At 45.4% G+C, this 19550-nt stretch carries 18 protein-coding genes; 1 reads left to right on the forward strand and 17 read right to left on the reverse strand.

From position 1 onward, the window contains the following. Nucleotides 1-65: 65 nt before the first annotated feature. From GON05_RS23995 to GON05_RS24045, 11 genes are all read right to left on the reverse strand, one after another. The gene (locus GON05_RS23995) at nt 66-851 is read right to left on the reverse strand and encodes an ABC transporter permease (protein WP_157322608.1); all 786 of its coding nucleotides are present in this window, start codon (nt 849-851) and stop codon (nt 66-68) included. A gap of 19 nt (nt 852-870) precedes the next feature. Continuing rightward, the gene (locus GON05_RS24000; protein WP_157322610.1) at nt 871-1686 is read right to left on the reverse strand and encodes an ABC transporter permease; all 816 of its coding nucleotides are present in this window, start codon (nt 1684-1686) and stop codon (nt 871-873) included. After that, nucleotides 1683-2687: an ABC transporter ATP-binding protein gene (locus GON05_RS24005; protein WP_157322612.1), complete on the reverse strand. Its 1005-nt coding sequence runs from the start codon at nt 2685-2687 to the stop codon at nt 1683-1685. Before GON05_RS24005 ends, GON05_RS24000 begins: the two co-directional genes overlap by 4 nt. Further along, nucleotides 2680-3105, reverse strand: coding sequence for a DUF309 domain-containing protein (locus GON05_RS24010; RefSeq protein ID WP_157322614.1), 426 nt, complete (start codon nt 3103-3105; stop codon nt 2680-2682). The genes GON05_RS24005 and GON05_RS24010 overlap by 8 nt, the downstream gene beginning before the upstream one ends. A 3-nt stretch (nt 3106-3108) precedes the next feature. Beyond that, on the reverse strand, nt 3109-3906 hold the full coding sequence (yjbM, locus tag GON05_RS24015) for a GTP diphosphokinase (RefSeq protein ID WP_127454532.1): 798 nt from the start codon (nt 3904-3906) through the stop codon (nt 3109-3111). Between the two features lie 26 nt (nt 3907-3932). Beyond that, nucleotides 3933-5030: a quinone-dependent dihydroorotate dehydrogenase gene (locus GON05_RS24020; RefSeq protein WP_157322616.1), complete on the reverse strand. Its 1098-nt coding sequence runs from the start codon at nt 5028-5030 to the stop codon at nt 3933-3935. Between the two features lie 152 nt (nt 5031-5182). Beyond that, the gene (locus GON05_RS24025; protein ID WP_157322619.1) at nt 5183-6016 is read right to left on the reverse strand and encodes a PRD domain-containing protein; all 834 of its coding nucleotides are present in this window, start codon (nt 6014-6016) and stop codon (nt 5183-5185) included. A 58-nt stretch (nt 6017-6074) separates the two neighbouring features. Next, entirely contained in the window at nt 6075-7523 is a 1449-nt protein-coding gene (locus tag GON05_RS24030) for a PTS transporter subunit EIIC (RefSeq protein ID WP_246239393.1), read from the reverse strand. 138 nt (nt 7524-7661) lie between these two features. Next, entirely contained in the window at nt 7662-8501 is an 840-nt protein-coding gene (locus GON05_RS24035; protein WP_127454538.1) for a carbohydrate ABC transporter permease, read from the reverse strand. 46 nt (nt 8502-8547) lie between these two features. Next, nucleotides 8548-9453 carry a carbohydrate ABC transporter permease gene (locus GON05_RS24040; protein ID WP_127454540.1) on the reverse strand — a complete coding sequence of 302 codons (906 nt, stop codon included), beginning with the start codon at nt 9451-9453 and terminating at the stop codon, nt 8548-8550. An 87-nt stretch (nt 9454-9540) separates the two neighbouring features. After that, nucleotides 9541-10905, reverse strand: a complete 1365-nt coding sequence (locus GON05_RS24045; protein ID WP_157322621.1) for an ABC transporter substrate-binding protein — start codon at nt 10903-10905, stop codon at nt 9541-9543. 369 nt (nt 10906-11274) lie between these two features. Between GON05_RS24045 and GON05_RS39790 the strand changes: the two genes are divergently transcribed. Next, complete coding sequence (locus tag GON05_RS39790) at nt 11275-11409, forward strand: hypothetical protein (RefSeq protein WP_258567649.1); 135 nt, start codon at nt 11275-11277, stop codon at nt 11407-11409. A gap of 163 nt (nt 11410-11572) precedes the next feature. Here GON05_RS39790 and GON05_RS24050 read toward each other — a convergent pair whose 3' ends face one another. From GON05_RS24050 to mobB, 6 genes are all read right to left on the reverse strand, one after another. After that, the gene (locus GON05_RS24050) at nt 11573-13132 is read right to left on the reverse strand and encodes a L,D-transpeptidase family protein (RefSeq protein ID WP_309492747.1); all 1560 of its coding nucleotides are present in this window, start codon (nt 13130-13132) and stop codon (nt 11573-11575) included. Nucleotides 13133-13257: 125 nt separating this feature from the next. Then, nucleotides 13258-14877: an NHL domain-containing protein gene (locus tag GON05_RS24055; RefSeq protein ID WP_246239398.1), complete on the reverse strand. Its 1620-nt coding sequence runs from the start codon at nt 14875-14877 to the stop codon at nt 13258-13260. 23 nt (nt 14878-14900) lie between these two features. Beyond that, nucleotides 14901-16697, reverse strand: coding sequence for a FecR family protein (locus GON05_RS24060; protein ID WP_246239443.1), 1797 nt, complete (start codon nt 16695-16697; stop codon nt 14901-14903). A 32-nt stretch (nt 16698-16729) separates the two neighbouring features. After that, nucleotides 16730-18577: a CHASE2 domain-containing protein gene (locus GON05_RS24065; protein ID WP_181646685.1), complete on the reverse strand. Its 1848-nt coding sequence runs from the start codon at nt 18575-18577 to the stop codon at nt 16730-16732. 164 nt (nt 18578-18741) lie between these two features. Next, nucleotides 18742-18975: a ferredoxin gene (locus tag GON05_RS24070; protein ID WP_127454548.1), complete on the reverse strand. Its 234-nt coding sequence runs from the start codon at nt 18973-18975 to the stop codon at nt 18742-18744. Between the two features lie 66 nt (nt 18976-19041). Next, nucleotides 19042-19548, reverse strand: coding sequence for a molybdopterin-guanine dinucleotide biosynthesis protein B (mobB, locus tag GON05_RS24075; RefSeq protein WP_157322627.1), 507 nt, complete (start codon nt 19546-19548; stop codon nt 19042-19044). Nucleotides 19549-19550: the final 2 nt, after the last annotated feature.

Consider the following 19550-nt stretch of genomic DNA (forward strand, 5'->3'; position numbering starts at 1 on the left):
CAATGGAAAAAGGACCTCTGCCACCCTAAGGGGAGAAGTCCTTCAATTTGTTGCTTCAATTATTTTCAACTGCTTGCACTTGTATAATGCCGCAAGGCGAATTTCCATAAAATGCGTGTCAGCGTCAAACAAATAGCTGCAATCGCCACACTCGAGGCAACTTGCCAAGGGCTGATACGTCCAATTAGCGCGGAAGCAGGAAAGGTTGTGATAAAAGCAATCGGAAATATATACGTTAACGTGAAGCGTAAAAAACCTTTATACACAGAAACCGGAAACCTTGCCGTTTCAAAAAATGAGCTGAATAAATAAGATAAGTTATCTACTTTCACAGCCCAGAATGAAAACATCATCATTCCCATCCATAGCGAATAAACGACGACAAGAGCTGCTAGAAATACAATAGTAAACTGGATCATCTCGACGAAACTTGGTACAGCATTAAGCTGCCAAAGTGCATAAGCAACTAAACCAAATCCGAGCACAACGTCAGATAAGCGCCAGAAAACAAGATGCCTGAAACTAATATAAAACTGGCTATCAACCGGCTTTGTCAGAACAAAGTCCAGTGTCCCTTTGCGAATATGATTAACAAGTCGCGACATATTAGGCTGCAGGATAAATTCGATAAAACCATGCACCGCATTGAATATGCCGAGCAAGACAAGCACTTCATAGAAATCCCAACCACCAATTTCCTGTGTCCGATAAAAATATAATTGCACGGTCAGGATCGCCATCACCAGCCAAAATATCGTTGATAACATATTCGCTGCAAAATTAGCGCGATACTCAAACTCCTCCACCAAACACGCACGCATAAACTCGCGAAATAGCCGAACATATTTCATCTCAGGCTCCCTCCCATCCTCATCCGCCTACAGCGCCATATTTCTTAATCCCTTTTCTCCACAGCAATCGAAATGTTACGAATAGCAGGATGAGCCATGCAAGTTGGATCGCGAAGTTCTGAAGGATTGCAGGAGACCCTACCTCGATTTTACCGACCAGAAGTTCTACAGGGAAACCAACAGTACCGTAGAAGGGCAACCAAGCAGCAACCTTTTCTACCCATGAGGGAAACATGCTTAGAGGCGCGATTCGACCTGCAAGAAAGAGATGAAAGCCCTCGTAAAGGCTGTAGATCGCCGTGGCACGATTCGTCCAAAAGGCAAACAGGCCAAACTCAAAGCCGATCAGAAAACGAATGGCTGAGGACACCACGATTGCGCATAAAAAAAGTAGAATTATTTCCAAGGAAATAGTCAGCCTTAATATAGGGAACAAAGCTGCGGCAATCACCCACGCCGGGATTAAAAGAAACGCGAAAAACAGTTTGTATACGAGATTTTGCGAGATGCTCCAATGCACAGGGTGGAAAGGGCGTACTAGTTTTGATGACAAAGATCCATCTTGAATACTGGCGTCTAACTCCCATACATCCCAAGTGCTCGTTAATCGGTCAACGACAAGAACACCAAGAAAATACACCATATAATCATGAGCATCATACCCGCCAATAGCTTGATTGTTGCTAATAGACAGCCACACCGCCATAGAGACAAGGGGCTGTATAAAAGCTCCGACCATCCAGATCAGCGACTCACTGCGGTACGCAAACATCACCGCCCACTCCACGCGAAGCAAGACGCGATATTTTTGCCAAAATAGTGCTAATCCCTTCATGCTCCGGCGCTTCCCCCTTCGGTCCTTGCCTTAAATGCTTGAGCAATCACCGATTCCATGGATGGATCCTCGATCGTTAAATCCAATACATTCAGCTTGGATAAAAGCCTTGCCGAAAGCTCCGAAACTTGCTCTCTCGGTACATCCACTTCAAGATCCGGAAACATATAGCTGACTATCGTTCCCATCCCGTGGACAACATCCTCAAGCTCTCGCTCATGCGCACGTTGAGTCAATTGAAGACGAATACGCTTGTTAGGCGCGTACTTGTCTATCAACTGATGGATTGCCCCGTCATATAACAGACGGCCTTTGCCGATGACTAGCACGCGCTCGCACAAAGCGGTAACATCGGCCATGTAATGGCTGGTGAGCAGAATAGTCGCTTTATATTTGCGGCTGTAATCCTGAATGAACCGGCGCATGACTTCCTGCATATTCACGTCCAGCCCAATCGTCGGCTCATCGAGAAACACGATTTTGGGCCGGTGCAGAAGCGCAGCAGCCAGCTCACATTTCATTCTCTCTCCTAGCGAGAGCTGCCTAACCGGCTTGCGGATAACTTCTTCCAGCTCAAGAAGCTGTACCAAGTCCCCCAAGGTCTCATCGTAGATGTGATCCGGTATTTCGTAGATAACTTTGTTAACGAGAAACGTTTCTGCTGCGGGAAGATCCCAAATCAGCTGGCTTTTCTGCCCCATGACCAGAGAAATCTGCTTCTTGAACTCTTTCTTATGCTGAAATGGAACAAAACCGCCGACATTCACTTCACCACCTGAAGGATGCAGCAGTCCAGTGAGGACTTTCATCGTTGTTGTTTTGCCAGCCCCGTTCGGTCCAAGAAAGGCGACGATTTCTCCCTCAGGGATGAAGAAGGATACATCATCGACAGCTTTAACCGTGCGAAATTTTCGGTGGAACAAACTTTTAAGCGAAGCGAGGAAGCCCGGCTCCCGTTCGTGCACATGATACCATTTGCTCAGCTTTCGAACCTCAATCATGGCCTTCCTCCTCATGCTGGGGTGGATGCTGTTTCATTTCAACCAGAAGATCACGTAATTCCGGGTCTATGAGATGAATGGTTAGATCATACGGAGCGAAGGGTTCTTCTTTAATCCGGTGCAGCTTCGATACATAGATGTTACTTTCTTCGATCAATCTTCCTAAATCGATACCAAGAGAATCCTTCGGGTAAGGAGCCAACTTATCCAAACCTGCGCTAAAAAGCTTAATGGAACCGCTTACGTTTCCATTCGCATGATGATAAAGGCCCACTGCAATCTGCAGTAGACCTTGATATAGAGGGCTCCGGCCTTCTTCCAGCCAAAGCTCCTCCATCACTTCATGGCATTCGAAATAATCGCGCAGCTCGTTAAAATAATATAAGTAAGCTACATATAATCGATCGTAATCAGCCATAGATCAGTTTTGATCTCCTTTTTTCGCTCGGGCGATTGCGGCCTCAAGATCGGAAGACAAGTCGCTTAAACCGTCCTCCGTTTCCCAAATTTCGTTGAATCTTAACTGAAATTGCGCTGCTTCCCGAACTCTGTGATAGAAATACAGTTCCTGTATGTTGCTGAGCACTTTATTGACTAAATTCGAGTTATCCTCAAACATTTTCTGCGATTCAACGATTTCCCCGCGAATGCTGGACATTTCCTGATCCAACAGGTAAGCCGCCTCTGCCGCCTTGCTCAAACGAGCCCTAACATCAGCTGGCAATTGCTCTTTATATTTATAATTCAAGGAATGTTCGATTGTCGCCCAGAAATTCATGGCAAGGGTTCGAATCTGCACCTCGGCTAGTATTCGCTTCATTCCTAATGCCGTTTGTACCGGATACTCAATAATGATATGAAAGCTTCGATATCCGCTTGGTTTCTTATTAGTAATGTAATCTTTCTCGTAGACAATACTCATATCCTGCCTGCTGCGAATGAGTTCTGCTAGACGTTCGATGTCCGCAACAAACTGACACATAATCCGAATACCGGCAATGTCCTCAATGCCGGATTCCAATTGATCCATCGGTACGTTCAATCGCTTCGCTTTTTCCAACATGCTGGATATTTTCTTAACGCGGCCTGTTACGAATTCAATGGGGGCATATTCTTCCCTGCTTTTGAGTTCGCCGCGCAGCGTTTTAAATTTTACCTTCAACTCTTCTACCGCTTGTTCGTAAGGCAGGAGAAATTTTTTCCAGTCTCGTCCATCCATTGATTTTTCCTCCATTCCGAATGAAGTCAGTTGTGATCTGCACCGATTGCCTGGGAAATATGAGTATACCCATCTTTTTTGAGTAAATCTTGAAGTCCACGATTAATGTTCGTAAGAATGCCTGGACCTTCATAGATTAAGCCTGTATAAACTTCAACCAAGCTCGCGCCGGCACGAATTTTGTCATAAGCGTCTTTCGCCGTAAATATCCCGCCAGCCCCAATGATCGGAAGCTTGCCTTCCGTCAGTTGGTAGACGCGTCGAATGACCTCCGTGGAACGCTGTGTGAGCGGACTTCCACTAAGCCCGCCAGCTTGCGAACGGTTCGCATGCACGAGTCCTGCTCTGCTCAGCGTCGTGTTCGTCGCAATGATTCCGGATACTCCGCTGTCCTTGATCGTGTGCACGGTCAATTCCAACTCATCATCCGTAAGATCCGGCGCTATTTTCACAAGAACGGGCTTACCTGCATCGCCATTCTTTTTCTGTTGAAGCTGCATTTCGGCCGTAACCGCATCAAGCAATCGCTTCAAATCATTCCCATGCTGTAAATTACGCAAGTCCGGCGTATTTGGTGAGCTAATATTGACGACAAAGAAGTCGCCGTATGTATATAACTCGCGGATGCAAGCCCGATAATCCTCTTCGGCCTGCTCATTTGGAGTCGTTTTGTTTTTGCCGATATTGATGGCAACTGGGATATCACGCTTGCCTGTCTGTTGCAGGTTGTACGCCATCTCGTCCGTCCCAACATTGTTAAACCCCATCCGATTGATTAGCGCCTTGTCCTCGGGTAAACGAAATAACCGCGGCAGCTCATTGCCTGGTTGCGGCTTGGGAGTAATCGTACCAACCTCCATGAATCCAAAACCTAACTGAGAGAAGCCTTTAACCGCTTTTGCATTTTTGTCTAATCCTGCGGCCAAACCAACCGGATTGGCAAACTCCAGTCCCCATATACGCTGGTTCATAAGTGGAGAGTTCTGCACTCCGTACATGGATTTAAGTAATTGCGCTCCGCCTGGGAAACGAGTTACCGCACTTAGACCGTCAATGGTCAGATGATGCGCCTTCTCAGGGTCCATTCGAAACAAAATCGGTTTGGCTAACTTCTTATACAGCATGTCCTATGCACTCCGTTCTCTAATGACTCTAACAGTCAGTTTAGCTGACAATGTCCAATTATGCAATCCGAAGTAAGGCATAAACTTATTTTTTCAAACAAAAAATCCCTGCTCCATGAAGGTTGCAAGGGAATAGATTTCACAGCCAAACTCTATACTTCCGAGCGCAGAAGCAGCCGTTCCAAATGCATAGTAAGATAACCGGTTTCGTCGTCCGGCACTTCCAATTGAAGTGCATCGCTGAGCATAAGCGACAGGACCTTTGCCTTCACATAGGTGTCCCCGTACTCTTCTTTGATTTTATCCAACAGTGTATTTTGAAGAGTCTTTTTTTGTTTAACCCGCTCAATGACACCTTTCAAATGACTGATGAAACGCAAAGTGGAGAAGGAGTCATCGAAGTTAAAGCCTAACTCTTTGGCCGATTCAATCGTTTTCGATACGATTCTGACAACCGCCAAGGAATCCGAAGCCTGCTCCTTTTTGCGCGCGCTATTAAAGTGCATCGTCAAAAAAGCGACCTCATCCTCCGGCAATTTGACATCAAGATGATCGTTGAGGAATTCGACTGACTTCTTGGCGACTTTGTACTCCTCCGGGTACAGATAACCAATTTCATAAGCAAAGGGATTCGTGATGAAAATGCCTCGTTTCTGCCGCTCAACTGCAAAATTGATATGGTCTACTAAGGAGGCATGAATCGTCTCCGAGAAATCACCTTCCAGCATGCTTTGCGCGTAAGCGATAACCTCTTCGGTGATCCCGATAATTTTCACATCAACGGCGTTAAGAATTTGTTCGTAATTCCTGAGCACCTCTGAGGTATGCAAGAGGAATTCTTGCGTGATTTCCGCTTCATCTATCGGCATGCCCGGTGTCTTTTTAAAGCCGATCCCCTTACCGAAAGCTATCGAGTTTTTCCCTGATGTCAAATGCGCCATCACCACATTGTGTGAGAGTACATGAATGATCGTCCGTTCAATCATAAGACACCTCCCTTTCTTTGTTTCGGGGTTCCCCTCTTAAGTCACCTTCTGGGGATATTTAGGCTTGTCCTGATTTGTCTTTATGCATGTGAAGCATGGGTTTAATACTTTCTCGAATTTGCTCGGACTCCGTTCCGAATACAACGTGTACATTCCCTTTTCCAAGCCGGATAACGCCTATCGCGCCGAGCTCCTTGAGTTCATTGTCCAACACAAGCTTCTCTTCATTAACCAATAAGCGAAGTCGCGTAATGCAAGCGTCAATTGAAATGATGTTGGAAGGACCACCGATATGTTTTAAAATGCGGGTTGGACGATCTTCTTTCGTCTCAATTAACGGACTTGCTTCCTCCGTTTCTACCTCTGCCGTTTCATCACGAGCGGATACTTTGATCGGGAAGAAATACAGATAAACCCGGAACGTTACATAATAGAGAAGAAAGTAACCTACACCAACAATAAGAATGAGATAAGGGTTCGTGGAGATATGCCAATTCAGCACAAAGTCAATGAAGCCTGCTGAAAAACCAAAGCCCATTTTGACTTGAAGCACATTCATAAGCAGCATCGAAATACCCGTTAAGCAAGCGTGGATGACATATAAGCCAGGAGCAACGAACATAAAGGCAAACTCGATCGGCTCCGTCACCCCTGTTAGAAAGCTGGTCAAACCGGCGCTTAGTAAAACGGGGACAACCAATGGTTTATTGACCGTTGGTGAACTTTTAATCAAAGCCAAGGCTGCTGCCGGAAGTCCGAACATAATCACGGGATAAAATCCTGTCATAAACATTCCCGCTTCCGGATCGCCTGCGAAAAATCTGGAGATATCGCCATGTACGATTTTGCCCGTTGCTGTGCTGTAATCTCCTATTTGGAACCATGCGATATTATTAATAATGTGATGCAAGCCAGTAGGAATCAGCAGACGATTCATCACCCCATAGATGAGCACGCCGATATTTCCATTATCAACAATCCATAATCCGATAACGCTAATTGATTTTTGTACCGGTGGCCAGATGGAGCCCATCAGCAGCCCTAGAAAAACCATAACCATCGCTGTTAGCAAAGGTACAAAACGTTTCCCGCCAAAAAAACCTAACGCCTTAGGCAGCTGTATATGCTGAAACCGATTAAAAAGAGAGGCAGACAGGATGCCGACAAGCATCCCTCCGAGGACCCCCATATCCAAGCGTTCAGCCGAGTCCGTACCTGTATGGAAAAGCTGCAAAACATTATTAAACACGAGATACCCTACTGTTGCCGCCAATGCCGCGACGCCATCTCCGGACGTCAATCCGATGGCAATGCCGATCGCAAAGATTAAGGGTAAGTTATCAAAAATCGCGCTTCCGCCTGACTCAAAAATATGAGCCACCTGCATGAGAAAAGGATCACTGAACGTCATTTTGCCTATACGCAATAGAATGGATGCCGCCGGCAGCACCGCAATCGGAATCATTAAGGAACGTCCCATTTTTTGCAAAAGATACATCGATCTCATTCTGTCTCACCTATTAAGCCCACAAGTTTGGCCGTTTCTTGTTTGCTCTTTCCTATCCCAATTATAGTAGAAAGAACACCCTCCCGAAAGGATAAAATCCTCTAGGATAAGGTGTTTTTTCTATGCAACAGTTTGCTGTTATTTCACCGCTCCCGCCGTGATCCCGCTTGCGATTTGGCGTTGGAAGATGATATACACAATCAGGGTTGGGAGGGTCGTAATCAGAAGACCTGCGAACAACGGCCCCCACTCCACACGATACTGCATTTCCGCTTGCATAACGGCTAGACCGATTGGAAGTGTATACTTCGTTGGCTCATTCGTTAAAACAACGCCCAAGAAATATTCGTTCCAGTTATTGAGCATATTCGTAATCATAACCGTAATCAGTCCCGGCTGTGACAACGGCAGCATGACTCGGAAGAAGGTACCGTAATGTGAAGTCCCGTCAATGATAGCGGCTTCTTCAATTTCTTTGGGCAGCGATTTGTAGAATCCGACCAGCAAGAAAATCCCGAATGGCAGGTTAAGCGCTGCGTACACAAGAATTAACCCCAGCCACGTATTGATCAACTGCAAATCATTGAGCAAGAAGAACAGTGGGATCAAAGCCAACGCGAAAGGAATCATCATCGATGAGATATAAATCGTAAAAATAATTTTATTTCCTTTAAAATCATACCTCGCTAAAATATACGCCGTCATCGCCGCAAGAATCATGCCGAGCAGGGTGCTTCCTGCCGTGACAATAATGGAATTCAGAAAATAAGTGCTGAAGTTATATTTGCTCCATACATAGGAGAAGTTTGACCATAAAAGTGGATATTTCGGCAGCGCCCAAGGGGCGTTCAAGAAAAATTGCTCATTATTTTTGAGTGCGTCGAGCAGTGTCCATAACAAAGGATACAGGACGGCAACGCCCCAAATCAGAAGAATGATCCAGACAATCGATTTGGCTAACGGATTTTTAATCTCCATAAGATGGTTCCCCCTCCTTCAGAATCTTTCTTTTTCTAAGATGACCTTAATGCATTTCGATGGTTTCCTGGCGCATAACGCGCTGCAGAATAAGAGTTGTGATCAGTGAGACGATCAGGATCATCACACCGATGGCCGCTCCATAACCGAAATGATACTGTTGAAAAGCCATCCGATACAGGTAAGATCCCATCACTTGGGTTGTATTGTCAGGCTGCCCGCCGTTCGTCATGAGCTGAACAATGACAAAGGAACCGTTGAGCGTTGTGATTACAATGTTAACAACCGAAACTTTAATTTGCTCCCAGATGAGCGGCATCGTAATGTTGCGGAATTGCGACCATTGACCGGCTCCATCTATATTAGCTGCTTCGTAATAGGAAGCAGGAATATTCACGATTGCAGCAATCATCAAGATCATATAGAAACCGATACCAGCCCAGATCGTAGGCGGCAGTAACATCCAAATCGTATGCTGGGGAAAACCTAACCAAGTAATATCAACCTTTTCACCTGTAAATAGCGACAGGAAAGCATTCAGGAATCCAATTTGCGGATTGTAGATGAAGTTCCAGAGTACGCCGATAACAACGACTGAGATGACATTCGGGATAAAAAAGATAGCTCGGAAAAATCCGGATCCTCTTACTCTGAAGCGTGTCAAAGCGACTGCAAAGAACGTGGCCAGAATCATAATGCCAATCACTTTACCAACGACTAAGAAATAATCATTCCCGATGGCTGTCAGGATAATTGGGTCTTTAAATATCTCTTTGAAATTGTCAAAACCGATAAACGTGCTGTTTTCCGACATTCCTGACCAATCATAGAATGACTTCTGCAAGGCCTGTATAACAGGGTAGATCGTGAACACACAGAAGAATAAAAAAGTCGGAATGATGAATGAAGCGATGAACATATTCCTTTTCCACACTTTTGACTTGGCCTTCATTCTATCCTCACCGTCCTATCATTAAAATGGCGGAGAACGCCTAGGGCACTTAGCCTTATTTGTTCTCCGCACTGCCTCATTCCGTTGCTATTTCTTCTGCTTGGCGACGACATCGGTTACACGTTTTACCCACTCTTCAGGGGTAATGGTTCCGATTGTCAAAGCAACACTCGCATCTTGCATAGCTTTGTCAACGTCAGCTGCGAAGGAAACCGTAGGTACGACCACTGTGTCCGGTGAAGACAAGAATTTGGCAGCGTCTTTAACGAAGTTAGGTGCTTTGGAGGAAGAGATGTCACCTTTAATGTTAGAAGGAGCACCGCTCAGCTCAGCCCATTGGGAAGCTTGCGTTTTGGAGAATACGAACTGCATGAATGCTTTTGCAGCATCTTTGTTTTTCGCTTTTTTCGCGATGGCAAATGTCGCTGTGGACGTGTTCGCTACCACTTTTCCACCTTTATCTTGCGTGATGGAAGGGATGAATCCGAAGTCGAAGGAAGCTGGAACGTCTTTCGCCATTTCGTTTGGCAGCCATAGACCGTTCGGGATGAATGCGTCTTTGTGCTGCAGGAACAAGGATTGGGAATCCGTGTGATTGATTTGAACGGATGCTTTGTCGATGAAGCCTTTATCACGCAATTGAACGATTTTGTTCAAACCTTTGATGATGGCAGGGTTTTTCCAAGCTTCCAGATTGTTTGTGGACATGTCTTGAAGCAATTTATAGTCATTGTTATTAGCCGATACGATGGCAGGTAATAGTACAGCACCATTGATGTAATAAGGGTATTTACCAGTGTGAATGAAAGGATTAATGCCAGCGGCTTTAATTTTATCGCTTACTGCCAGGAAATCTTCAAAGTCTTTTGGCTCTGCCCAAGCTTTTTCTTTGAATAGGGCTTTATCGTAGAAAATTCCCCATGAGCTCATAACGAAAGGAACGTTATAGATTTTACCGTCGAACTCTTGTGGCTTTTGTGCTAGCAAATCAATAATTTTATCGCCGTCAACGTTTTTCGCGTCTTTGATCCAATCTGTCAAATCTTCAAGTTGACCGTCTGTCACCATTTGGCGATCGAACAATTCAGGTCCATCGATATATACGAAATCAGGTGGGTTACCAGCGATCCAACGGGGTTTCATTTGTTCGTTGATTTTTGGTCCCGCACTTTCTTTAATTTTCAGATCCGGGTTTGCCGCTTGGAAATCAGCAATAACTTTCTTCCACCATTTGTCGCCGTATCCGCCAACAAAGTATTGGATTTCAAAATCACCTGTTAGTTTTTTTGCTGCTGCCGCAGTAGGCGCAGCGCTTGCAGCGGCTGTGGCTGCGGGTGCTGTTGAAGCAGCGGGTTTAGTCGTTTCTGCCGGAGCGGCGGTTTTACCACAACCTGCTGCTACAAGTACCATAGATGCAGCGAGGCCCATTGTTGACCATTTTTTCATGTTCATGTGTTCATCTTCTCCCTTTTTTAATAAATCTGTTTGATTATTCTGGAGTAGCGAATTCCCGTTGTCCTGTCCATCCGACGTTTGTACGACCAACCCCTTTCAGCAATCCGTTATTGAAAAAAAATAAAAGGGCATAGTTATAGAAGAAGACTTGCTTTCTTCTAATAACTAATGCCCTTACGGTAACATGTTATTAAAACTAACATATTCAATTGTTTTTGTCGCTCTGTGTTATTAAATCTTACAATATAATGACATGATCGTCAATACCTGTTACAAAAATTTCCTTGTGACTACTATATTCTATGATAGACCCATCTTGTGATATGATAGATCATATCGTTTAATCCTAAGTAAAGGGTGATTCCTATGTCCAAACGTAAACCAACAGCCGTTAATCGTAGAGTCAAAGAGGAAGTCAATAAGAAAGCCATCATTTGGACAGGCGCCATTTTGCTCGTTGTCATTATTGGCATGACATTACTGCTCATTTTGGACAAATGATTACAACTGAAATGATTGAATTTATCACATTTTGAATTGTAATCGCTTTCTTATTGATTGTCAATACAAATCCTCAGCGTCTTGTATAAACAACAAATAACCCCGTCTGAATCTGGTTCAGGCGGGGTTTACTTCGATCATTCATAAGGCTGACAAGACATGGTTAATCTAGCCACTTATACTTCTTGCCTGGATTGCTGTCATTCGTCTGCAACGGCAGTCCGAAGGATTGATTTGGTTTCCCTCTCCCAGCTCCACTGCCAGTGGCCCCCGCTCCCGCTCCTACTCCTTCGCTTGAACTCGGATCAGGCAGTATCCCCTTGCCAATCGTCACTTTCGTTTGATGTGTCACCATATCATAGAGTTCTTCAACGTCTGCCTGCTGCATCCGCACACAACCGTGAGACTCATCTTTGCCGATGCTGGAAGGCTTGTTCGTCCCGTGAATAGCATACAGCGTATCGGATAACGTCATACCTCGGCTCCCGAATTCACCATTCGATTTACCGTTTGGGTTGCGCACCTTTTCGCTGATGATAAAATCACCCTGAGGCGTTTTCTCGCCGCCTAACCCGACAGGATAGCTGCGAATGATCTTATCTCCGCTAACCAAGGCAAGAAGATGCTTATCCGTGTCAATCATGATGCTGAGCGGTTCACGCAAAGGATCGCTTGATGTTTTAGGCTGCGAGCTGCTCGGCACAGCCGCCTCTTTGCCCTCGGGACCAGGCTGAGCTCGTTCCTCCGCTTGCTTCGTCCCCTGAGCCTGCCCAGGTGTGGCAGGAGTGGCTTTCAACATCTTGAGCGTTTGTGGAAACAGCTCCTTCATCTCCGGCGTAAGCCCCGGAAGCAAATTGTCCGGGTAGGGCTTGGCCAGCTGATCAGGCGCCTCAGGCAGCGAACCCGTTTTCGCTTGATAAGCCTTCATTGCACTCTGCAGCACTATCGCCTGTTCACGTTCCTTCATCCATTGCTCAATGACGGGAACAACCGCTGCGCTGTCAGCAACTTGGCATGAGCATATCTGCGACTGATAGTACTTCAAAGCAGACGAACTCCCGCCGCCGCCATCTGACGTCACACTTAACAGCGGACTCACCGATCTGTTCCACTCGATCCATTTGCCATCTGCACTTCGCGGCGCTTGCATAATAACAGATTCTCCGGCGCTCAAGCTGGAAGTAGCAAGGACCTGCTGAAGCCTTCTCCCCCAATCCCCTTCCGAGAAATATAACTTCGTCCCTGGTCCTGGCACTTCTCCTTGTATTTGAGCGGTTTGAACCTCAGCATTAGCATTCGCGTTTTTGCCAAGTGCTGTCTTTGCAGTTTCACTGGGCACACCGCCATTCGCAGAGTCTATCGCGGCTGGAACTGCCAAAAGCAGCAAAAGAACCAAAAGCGGCATCCATTTCCCTTTATTCCTCACCCGGTTCGAACTCTCTGCCCCCTTGGCGTCCCTAGAAGCGGTAGATGGATCAATAGGAAGCGGTCCTTCAATCGTTATTTTTTGACGCTCAAAAGCCTCATAAATCTCGCCAGCTTGCGCAAAACAGTAGGCAGCCTTGCCTTCTTTCCCTTGCGCCGCATATTCTCGCCCCAATAAATACCAAGCCATTTTATGATCAGGATGCTCTTTGACATATTTCTTAAGATACAGCGGATCTTCGATCGGATTATGTTGGAAGAATCGTTCCAACTGATCTTGGCGATGATTATTTTTCACCTCGGATACCTCCCCCGCACGAACTTCGAGACTAACTCTCTCAAATTTATCGGCAGATGAAGCTTGGAGTTGAAGCTTAAATTAAAAACGAGCCCAACAAGGTTCCCCTCGCCAGGCTCGCTTATTTATTTCACAAATGATTTTGTGCGTAAAATCGCGGTATGCGTCGCTTCATCCCACTGCACATCCAAACCGATTTGTTCCGCGAAGAAACGAATCGGCACATACGTCCTATCTTGCTTCACATAAGGCGATACATCCGTAGATTGCTTCGCATCCGCTTGTCCAGCTTGTTTAAGCACAACGCCAGTTTCACCAATGGTTAGCTCCACAGTCGTGGTTCCTTTATTTAACTGCACAATCTTTTTGCCCGCTTGTTCTGCATACTTAACTTCGAAACCAAATGTTTCACTGATTGCTCGAACCGGAACCATCGTCCGTCCATCCTGAAGCTCAGGCTGAGCATCGAAAGCAATCACTTTATCGCCATGTACGACATTAATTCCTTGGCTGGCTAAATTATCCGGTAAATGATACGGCGTTATTTTACGGATTTTATTGTTCGAAGCATCTGCAACGATCATATTCCCTTGAGCTGTGACAACGACATCACTAGGATTATAAAATTCAGCCGCCCGCTCAACCCCATCCGTCTCACCTGTTTGCACCGTGCCGGATATCGTCGTCACCTTACCGTCCAATAAATAACGAATCGCATGATTTAAGCTGTCCGCTATCAAAACTCCGCCTTCTGAAGTCACGGCGAGTCCTTTCGGAAAATCGAACTTAGCTTTTGATGCTTCACCATCAGCGAAGTCGCCGCCAGCATACAGCTCATTTTTATCATAAATCGTATTATTGCTTAAAAGTGCCGTAGATCCAGCTACTGTCTTTACGGTGCCAGCTTGCAAATCGATGTACCTTATGCGTTGATTGCCCGTGTCGCTCACATACAGATTTCCTTTGCTGTCCAGAGCAAGACCGGAAGGCTCATTGAACTTTGCTTCAGTTAAACTACCGTCTTGGTACTCACCGGCAAATGACGCCTCTCCGGGACGTACCAGAATTGCACGAGTAGAAGCTGCATTCAGTGTTGATACAGTGCCGTCTGTAGAAATTTTACGAATCACATGATTCAGCGAATCCGCTACGTATACAATCCCATCAGCCGTTACCGCAACATCACTCGGATGGTAGAAACTCGCGTCCGCTCCTTTGCCGTCCTTCTTACCCGGAACACCGTTTCCTGCAAGCGTGGTAACTTGTCCGTTCGTGTCCACTTTCCGGACGGCGTTATTCGCAGAGTCAGCTACGTACACATTCCCTTTACCATCAACGGCCAACCCTGATGGTGCATTAAAAAATGCTTCAGAGGCTTTGCCATCCAGGAGTCCTCCCATTGGAAATCCTTGGCTGTTCGTCGTAACAACAACCTCCGGTCCTGCGAACGTCGTAACTTTGCCTCCCGAAACCTTACGAATAAGATGATTGCGAGTATCGGCAATCAGAATGCTGCCGTCAGGCAGTTGAAGAACACTGCCCGGCGCACGAAATGCGGCACTTAAGGCATCGCCGTTCACATCTTCAAAATCCCCAATTCCGGCGAACGTCGTAACATCCGCTAGAATTTGGCCATTGCTTGAACGCAGCGCATCTGCGGACAGGCCCGCCGCCCATGCGGACGACCCTCCAAGTAAAGTCGCAGCCGCAAACGTGGAAATAAGCATATATTTTAAGGGTTTCATAGGTTTCTCCTTTAATAATTCGATTAAACACCCGTATGGAGATCTAGTGTTACCGGTTGAATGCTCGATTCAACAATCGGGATAGTTTGAACGGACGTTCCATTTTTCCGTACAATGACAATTTTCCCAACACTAATTTCTTGATGCCCATAGCCTTGCAACGGAATTGTCACTAGCTTTTGAAGCTCAGAAACTTTGATATTGCCTGCATCCCCATAACCCGTGACCGTGTAAACCAGTTCTTTTTGACCGTTACCCTCATATTCTTTGATATGATCGACATAATTGGTACTGTTTTCCCGCCCAAAAATAGTTCCATTTACAGGCAGCATATCATCGCTGTAATAAGTATTTGTACCATAGAACAAATGGACTTCTACGCCATAAATATCATTAGATTCAACGAAGTTTTTCAAATTAATATCCAAGTTGTATGTATTCGGACTTGGACTTGTCTCGTTTAATGTCGCTGTTAAACTCACAGCCGGCACTGGCGTATTAGGTGTTCCCGGATCAGGATTACCTGGATTTGTGTTTCCACCGGAACTTCCTCCGGAATTCGAACCTTCACCGGTCGGTGGTGTCACTGGTTTAACGGCTTCCGATGCCTTCAACTTCGCCAATGCATCCGCTTTAGCCTTTTCCTCGGCGGCTTTCGTAGCTGCCTCCAGCTTTTTCTTCTGCTCTTCCAGCAGTTTAAGCTGCGCCTCCAGCTGCTTCTTGAGCTCAGCTTGCTTTTTTTCCTGTTCGAGCTTCTTTTTCAATTTCTCAGCTTCAAGCTTCTTCAGAAGTTCTTGTTTTTGTTTCTCTTTTTCAGCGTCAACACCCGCCGTTTTATCCAAATCCTTCACTTTGCTCAAATCTAATTTCTTGTTTTCCTCAGAAATCTTTTTATTGGCGTCTGCAATCACTTTATCCATCGAAGATTGATCCAATTTCTTTTCACCCAGTGCTTTTTTCGCAATGTTTCCGATTAAATTATCGAAGTTTTGTTTCACTTTCTCGAGCTCATCCGTGTTCTTCACGACTAAATTCTCATCATCGGTTACGTTGCCTTCAGCAAGCTCCTTTGCTTTCTTGGCGATGAATCCCTCATTTTCTTTATCGATTTCCGCTTTGTTCAAAATGAACTCTTTGATAACTTCAGGCGACGCCTGCTTAACGAAATCATCCAGATCAAGGAAATCCACTTTCAATGCCAATTCCTCAGTTTCATCTCTACCATCAAGTGAAATTTGTTGTGTAGGATACAAGTAAGTAACGGCTGTTTTCTGCTCAGAATCCTCGCCCGTTGTTACCGTAGAAGCAGATACTTTACCTGCCCCAACCGCCATTTTGATGGCACCTGTCACCGGATCAACCATCACATAGAACTGCGTTCCCCGGACACCCATGACGGCAGTCGGTGTTTCAACTTCAAATTCATCATTGGAACCGGCTAATGATTTCACTTTAACCCATAAGGAACCTGCCCATACTTTGAGCTTGGACTTCTTGTTTCCATCCGAAGTATTGAGGTCGGACACATTGATTTCCGCATTTTCCCCCAAGGTTACATCCGCATCTCCGTTGCTTAAATTAAGCGTTACAGACGAGCTCGCACCCGTATAAACGGTATCCCCTTGATTTAAACTCATGCTCTCATAAGCATCGTATGTTTTGGAGCCTCCGCCTTTTTTGACCGTTACTTCTCCTGATAAGGCCGATACCACAGCAACCCTAACCGTTTTGGCATCTACAGGCTTAACAAGCAGCACGGAGATCAAACTAAATATCAAACTTAAGCTTAAACATAATGAGACAAATGATTTCTTGGACATCCCCACACCAGCTTCCTCCCTAGTTTCCAACTTTACAGATTCCCGATTACTTCATATACTGCTACGGGTTTTTCTTTCCCTTTAACTTTGATTTCACCGATAGACGCAATTTCAAAAAGGTCTTTGACCCGCTCATACGTCTGCTCACTAATGAGAATTTGCCCTGGTTTTGCATTCGATTCCAGACGTGCTGACAAATTCACGGTATCTCCGATCGCCGTATAGTCCAGACGAAGGTCTTCAGAGCCAATGTTCCCTACTACAGCAGGTCCGCTATTGATGCCCAGACCGAATTTCACGCCGATGCCGTACTTCTCGATCAACTTCTGTTCAAGCACATTCGCCTGCGACTTCATTTCGATCGCTGCGCGAACAGCCATTTCCGGGTGATTGTCATATTCAATAGGAGCGCCGAACATCGCCATTACACCATCACCTATGAACTTATCAAGCGTTCCATTGAATTTGAAAATCGCCTTCGTACATACATCCAAATATTCGTTCAAAACTTGAATGACTTGTTCGGGCTCTAACCGTTCTGACATTGGCGTAAACCCGCGAATATCAACGAAAATCAGAGATATATCCTTGCGGCTTCCCCCGAGCTTGACATCTTCTCCAGATTGCAACAGCTCGTCTACTACCGACTTTGAAACAAATCTGCCGAAGATCCCTGTTACCCGATTGCGCTCTTTGCGCTCATCCAGGTAATGACTTACCAAAGACCATATGTATATAGTGACTAAAGCAAATTGCGGATAAACGAGTGGCGCAAAAGTCGAACCCGCAATATAAAAGGCTAACCACACGCCTCCATAAACCACGAACATGGCAATGAAAATAAATAGGGCGGTTTTCCCTTTGAATCTCTCAAATAAGTAAATCGCTAGTACAGAAATAAGTAGAATAAGACCAATTCCTACAGGTGTACTTGCGTCTTTATAAAATTTGCTTTCCAACAAAGTTTGGATCATATTGGCATGGATTTCGATTCCAAACATTTTGACAGAACTGATCGGCGTAGGATATTCGTCCTGCATTGCCGTCACGAAAGGCCCAACCAATACAATGCTGCCTTGCAGAGGCAAAGGACTTTTGCTATTCAAAACATCCACAAATGACAGCATCTCGTAACCGGTAGTAGCATCCACCTTCTGCCTGGGCAGTGTGAAAAACTCCGTCGTTACCTGATTTCTTTCATTCGTCGGCAAAACGGCACTGCCGCGTTTCCATTCTCCCGTCGCCTCATCTCTCTTAACCTTCTCATTGTCGTCAAGAACGAGATTGGCAAGGGCAACGCTGAAAGCTGGTATGAAAGTCCCATTCTCATCCGGTAATCCAACCGGGAGCTTTCGGGCTTTTCCATCTTTATCGACAAACACATTAATATGCGCCATCTGCTGCTTATTAGTAGTTAAGGTTGTCGTTGGGTAGTCAACTCTCTCAGGCACAAGATCTCCTGCTTGCTGCTGTTTGGAGGGGTAATTGATTTGAACGGGCAGGATAACATTATGATATTTGGCCAGCACATCAGCCAATGCCTTATCGTCTGCGGGGTTTTTGGAAGGTTCAGCTAAGACCACGTCTATGCCGATTGCAGCTGCGCCGGATTGCTCCAGCTTCTCTATCAATTGTGCGTAGGTTGTTCGGTCCCACGGGAATTTCCCGATTGCTTTTAACGATTTCTCATCAATCTTGACAATTTTGATCCGATCCTCAGGTTGGCGTTCTTCCACTGATTTGGCTTTACGCAACACATCTTGAAGGGGACCCTCAATAAAATAAAATAACCCGCTTGAGTTCACCGTGTAGAAATATGCCGACAACAGCATCAACACAAGTCCCGCTGCCAACGTATTGATCCATTTCTTTTTACCCATAAGAGCCTCCCCATGCATACTAGATTCATTGTAAGATGGAGGAAACTAATTGGCAATGAATTGTTACAAAAAAATACAAATTGTAGCAGAAAAAAAGCCCGATCCCTTTGCAGGAACCGAGCTTTTTCGACATATTGTGGAACGCGCCACAAGTTGGGTTATGATTAGTTAAAAGGTGAATCCGCAACTTTGATGGAATCAGTTGGGCAGCCATCTTGTGCATCCTGTAGATCATCGAACAGATCTTCTGGGATTTCAGTTACCCCTTTGTTGCCATCTCCATCAAAAATCACTTCTGCCAAGCCCTCATCATCGTAATCATAGATGTCTGGTGCTGTAGCTCCGCAAGCGCCACAAGCAATACAAGTATCTTTATCAACGAATGTATACTTTGCCATAGTTTAACTCCTCCTCATTTTATCCTCATTGTAAAATATAATATAAATGAGGACAAAGTTCAAACCTTAAAATTGTTCTGCCTTAAAATACCTTTCAACAAAGTCTGCGAGAGCAACAATGTCATTCAAATCAAGCTTTGGCAGGGTTGAGAACCGAGAATCCAGCGTCTCCATATCCGTTGCAATCGCTATAGGCTCGTGTTCTAGAGCTTGAATAATTTCACTCTGCTCTATTGTACGAAAGACAGCGATCTTTGGATGCTTTTCCCGCTTAAATCCTTCAACAAAAACATAATCCATGTGAGCATAAGCGTTGATTTGTTCTTGCAAGTCAGGCTTGCATTTTTTCTCATAGACATGAATAGAATCAGTAGAGATTGTTACGACAGCTTCCGCACCGGATTGCGCAAAAATTGTAGAATCTGCCCCGGATGCTTCCTTATAGTGTCCATGTGCATCATGTTTCAATACAGCGATCTGTTTGCCGCGGCGTTTCATTTCAATGACCAGTTTAGCAATCAAGGTCGTTTTGCCGCTGCCGGAATATCCGGCAAAACCGATACAATGTGCCATAA

The sequence above is a fragment of the Paenibacillus anseongensis genome, from assembly GCF_009757995.1.
In the GTDB taxonomy this organism is placed as follows: Bacteria; Bacillota; Bacilli; order Paenibacillales; family NBRC-103111; genus Paenibacillus_E; species Paenibacillus_E chondroitinus.

Bases quoted from the DNA above. Each gene is read 5' to 3' on its own strand.
- GON05_RS23995 (WP_157322608.1), bottom strand. From the start codon at position 851: ATGAAATATGTTCGGCTATTTCGCGAGTTTATGCGTGCGTGTTTGGTG.
- GON05_RS24000 (WP_157322610.1), bottom strand. From the start codon at position 1,686: ATGAAGGGATTAGCACTATTTTGGCAAAAATATCGCGTCTTGCTTCGC.
- GON05_RS24005 (WP_157322612.1), bottom strand. From the start codon at position 2,687: ATGATTGAGGTTCGAAAGCTGAGCAAATGGTATCATGTGCACGAACGG.
- GON05_RS24010 (WP_157322614.1), bottom strand. From the start codon at position 3,105: ATGGCTGATTACGATCGATTATATGTAGCTTACTTATATTATTTTAAC.
- yjbM (WP_127454532.1), bottom strand. From the start codon at position 3,906: ATGGATGGACGAGACTGGAAAAAATTTCTCCTGCCTTACGAACAAGCG.
- GON05_RS24020 (WP_157322616.1), bottom strand. From the start codon at position 5,030: ATGCTGTATAAGAAGTTAGCCAAACCGATTTTGTTTCGAATGGACCCT.
- GON05_RS24025 (WP_157322619.1), bottom strand. From the start codon at position 6,016: ATGATTGAACGGACGATCATTCATGTACTCTCACACAATGTGGTGATG.
- GON05_RS24030 (WP_246239393.1), bottom strand. From the start codon at position 7,523: ATGAGATCGATGTATCTTTTGCAAAAAATGGGACGTTCCTTAATGATT.
- GON05_RS24035 (WP_127454538.1), bottom strand. From the start codon at position 8,501: ATGGAGATTAAAAATCCGTTAGCCAAATCGATTGTCTGGATCATTCTT.
- GON05_RS24040 (WP_127454540.1), bottom strand. From the start codon at position 9,453: ATGAAGGCCAAGTCAAAAGTGTGGAAAAGGAATATGTTCATCGCTTCA.
- GON05_RS24045 (WP_157322621.1), bottom strand. From the start codon at position 10,905: ATGAACATGAAAAAATGGTCAACAATGGGCCTCGCTGCATCTATGGTA.
- GON05_RS39790 (WP_258567649.1), top strand. From the start codon at position 11,275: ATGTCCAAACGTAAACCAACAGCCGTTAATCGTAGAGTCAAAGAGGAA.
- GON05_RS24055 (WP_246239398.1), bottom strand. From the start codon at position 14,877: ATGAAACCCTTAAAATATATGCTTATTTCCACGTTTGCGGCTGCGACT.
- GON05_RS24060 (WP_246239443.1), bottom strand. From the start codon at position 16,697: ATGTCCAAGAAATCATTTGTCTCATTATGTTTAAGCTTAAGTTTGATA.
- GON05_RS24065 (WP_181646685.1), bottom strand. From the start codon at position 18,577: ATGGGTAAAAAGAAATGGATCAATACGTTGGCAGCGGGACTTGTGTTG.
- GON05_RS24070 (WP_127454548.1), bottom strand. From the start codon at position 18,975: ATGGCAAAGTATACATTCGTTGATAAAGATACTTGTATTGCTTGTGGC.
- mobB (WP_157322627.1), bottom strand. From the start codon at position 19,548: ATGGCACATTGTATCGGTTTTGCCGGATATTCCGGCAGCGGCAAAACG.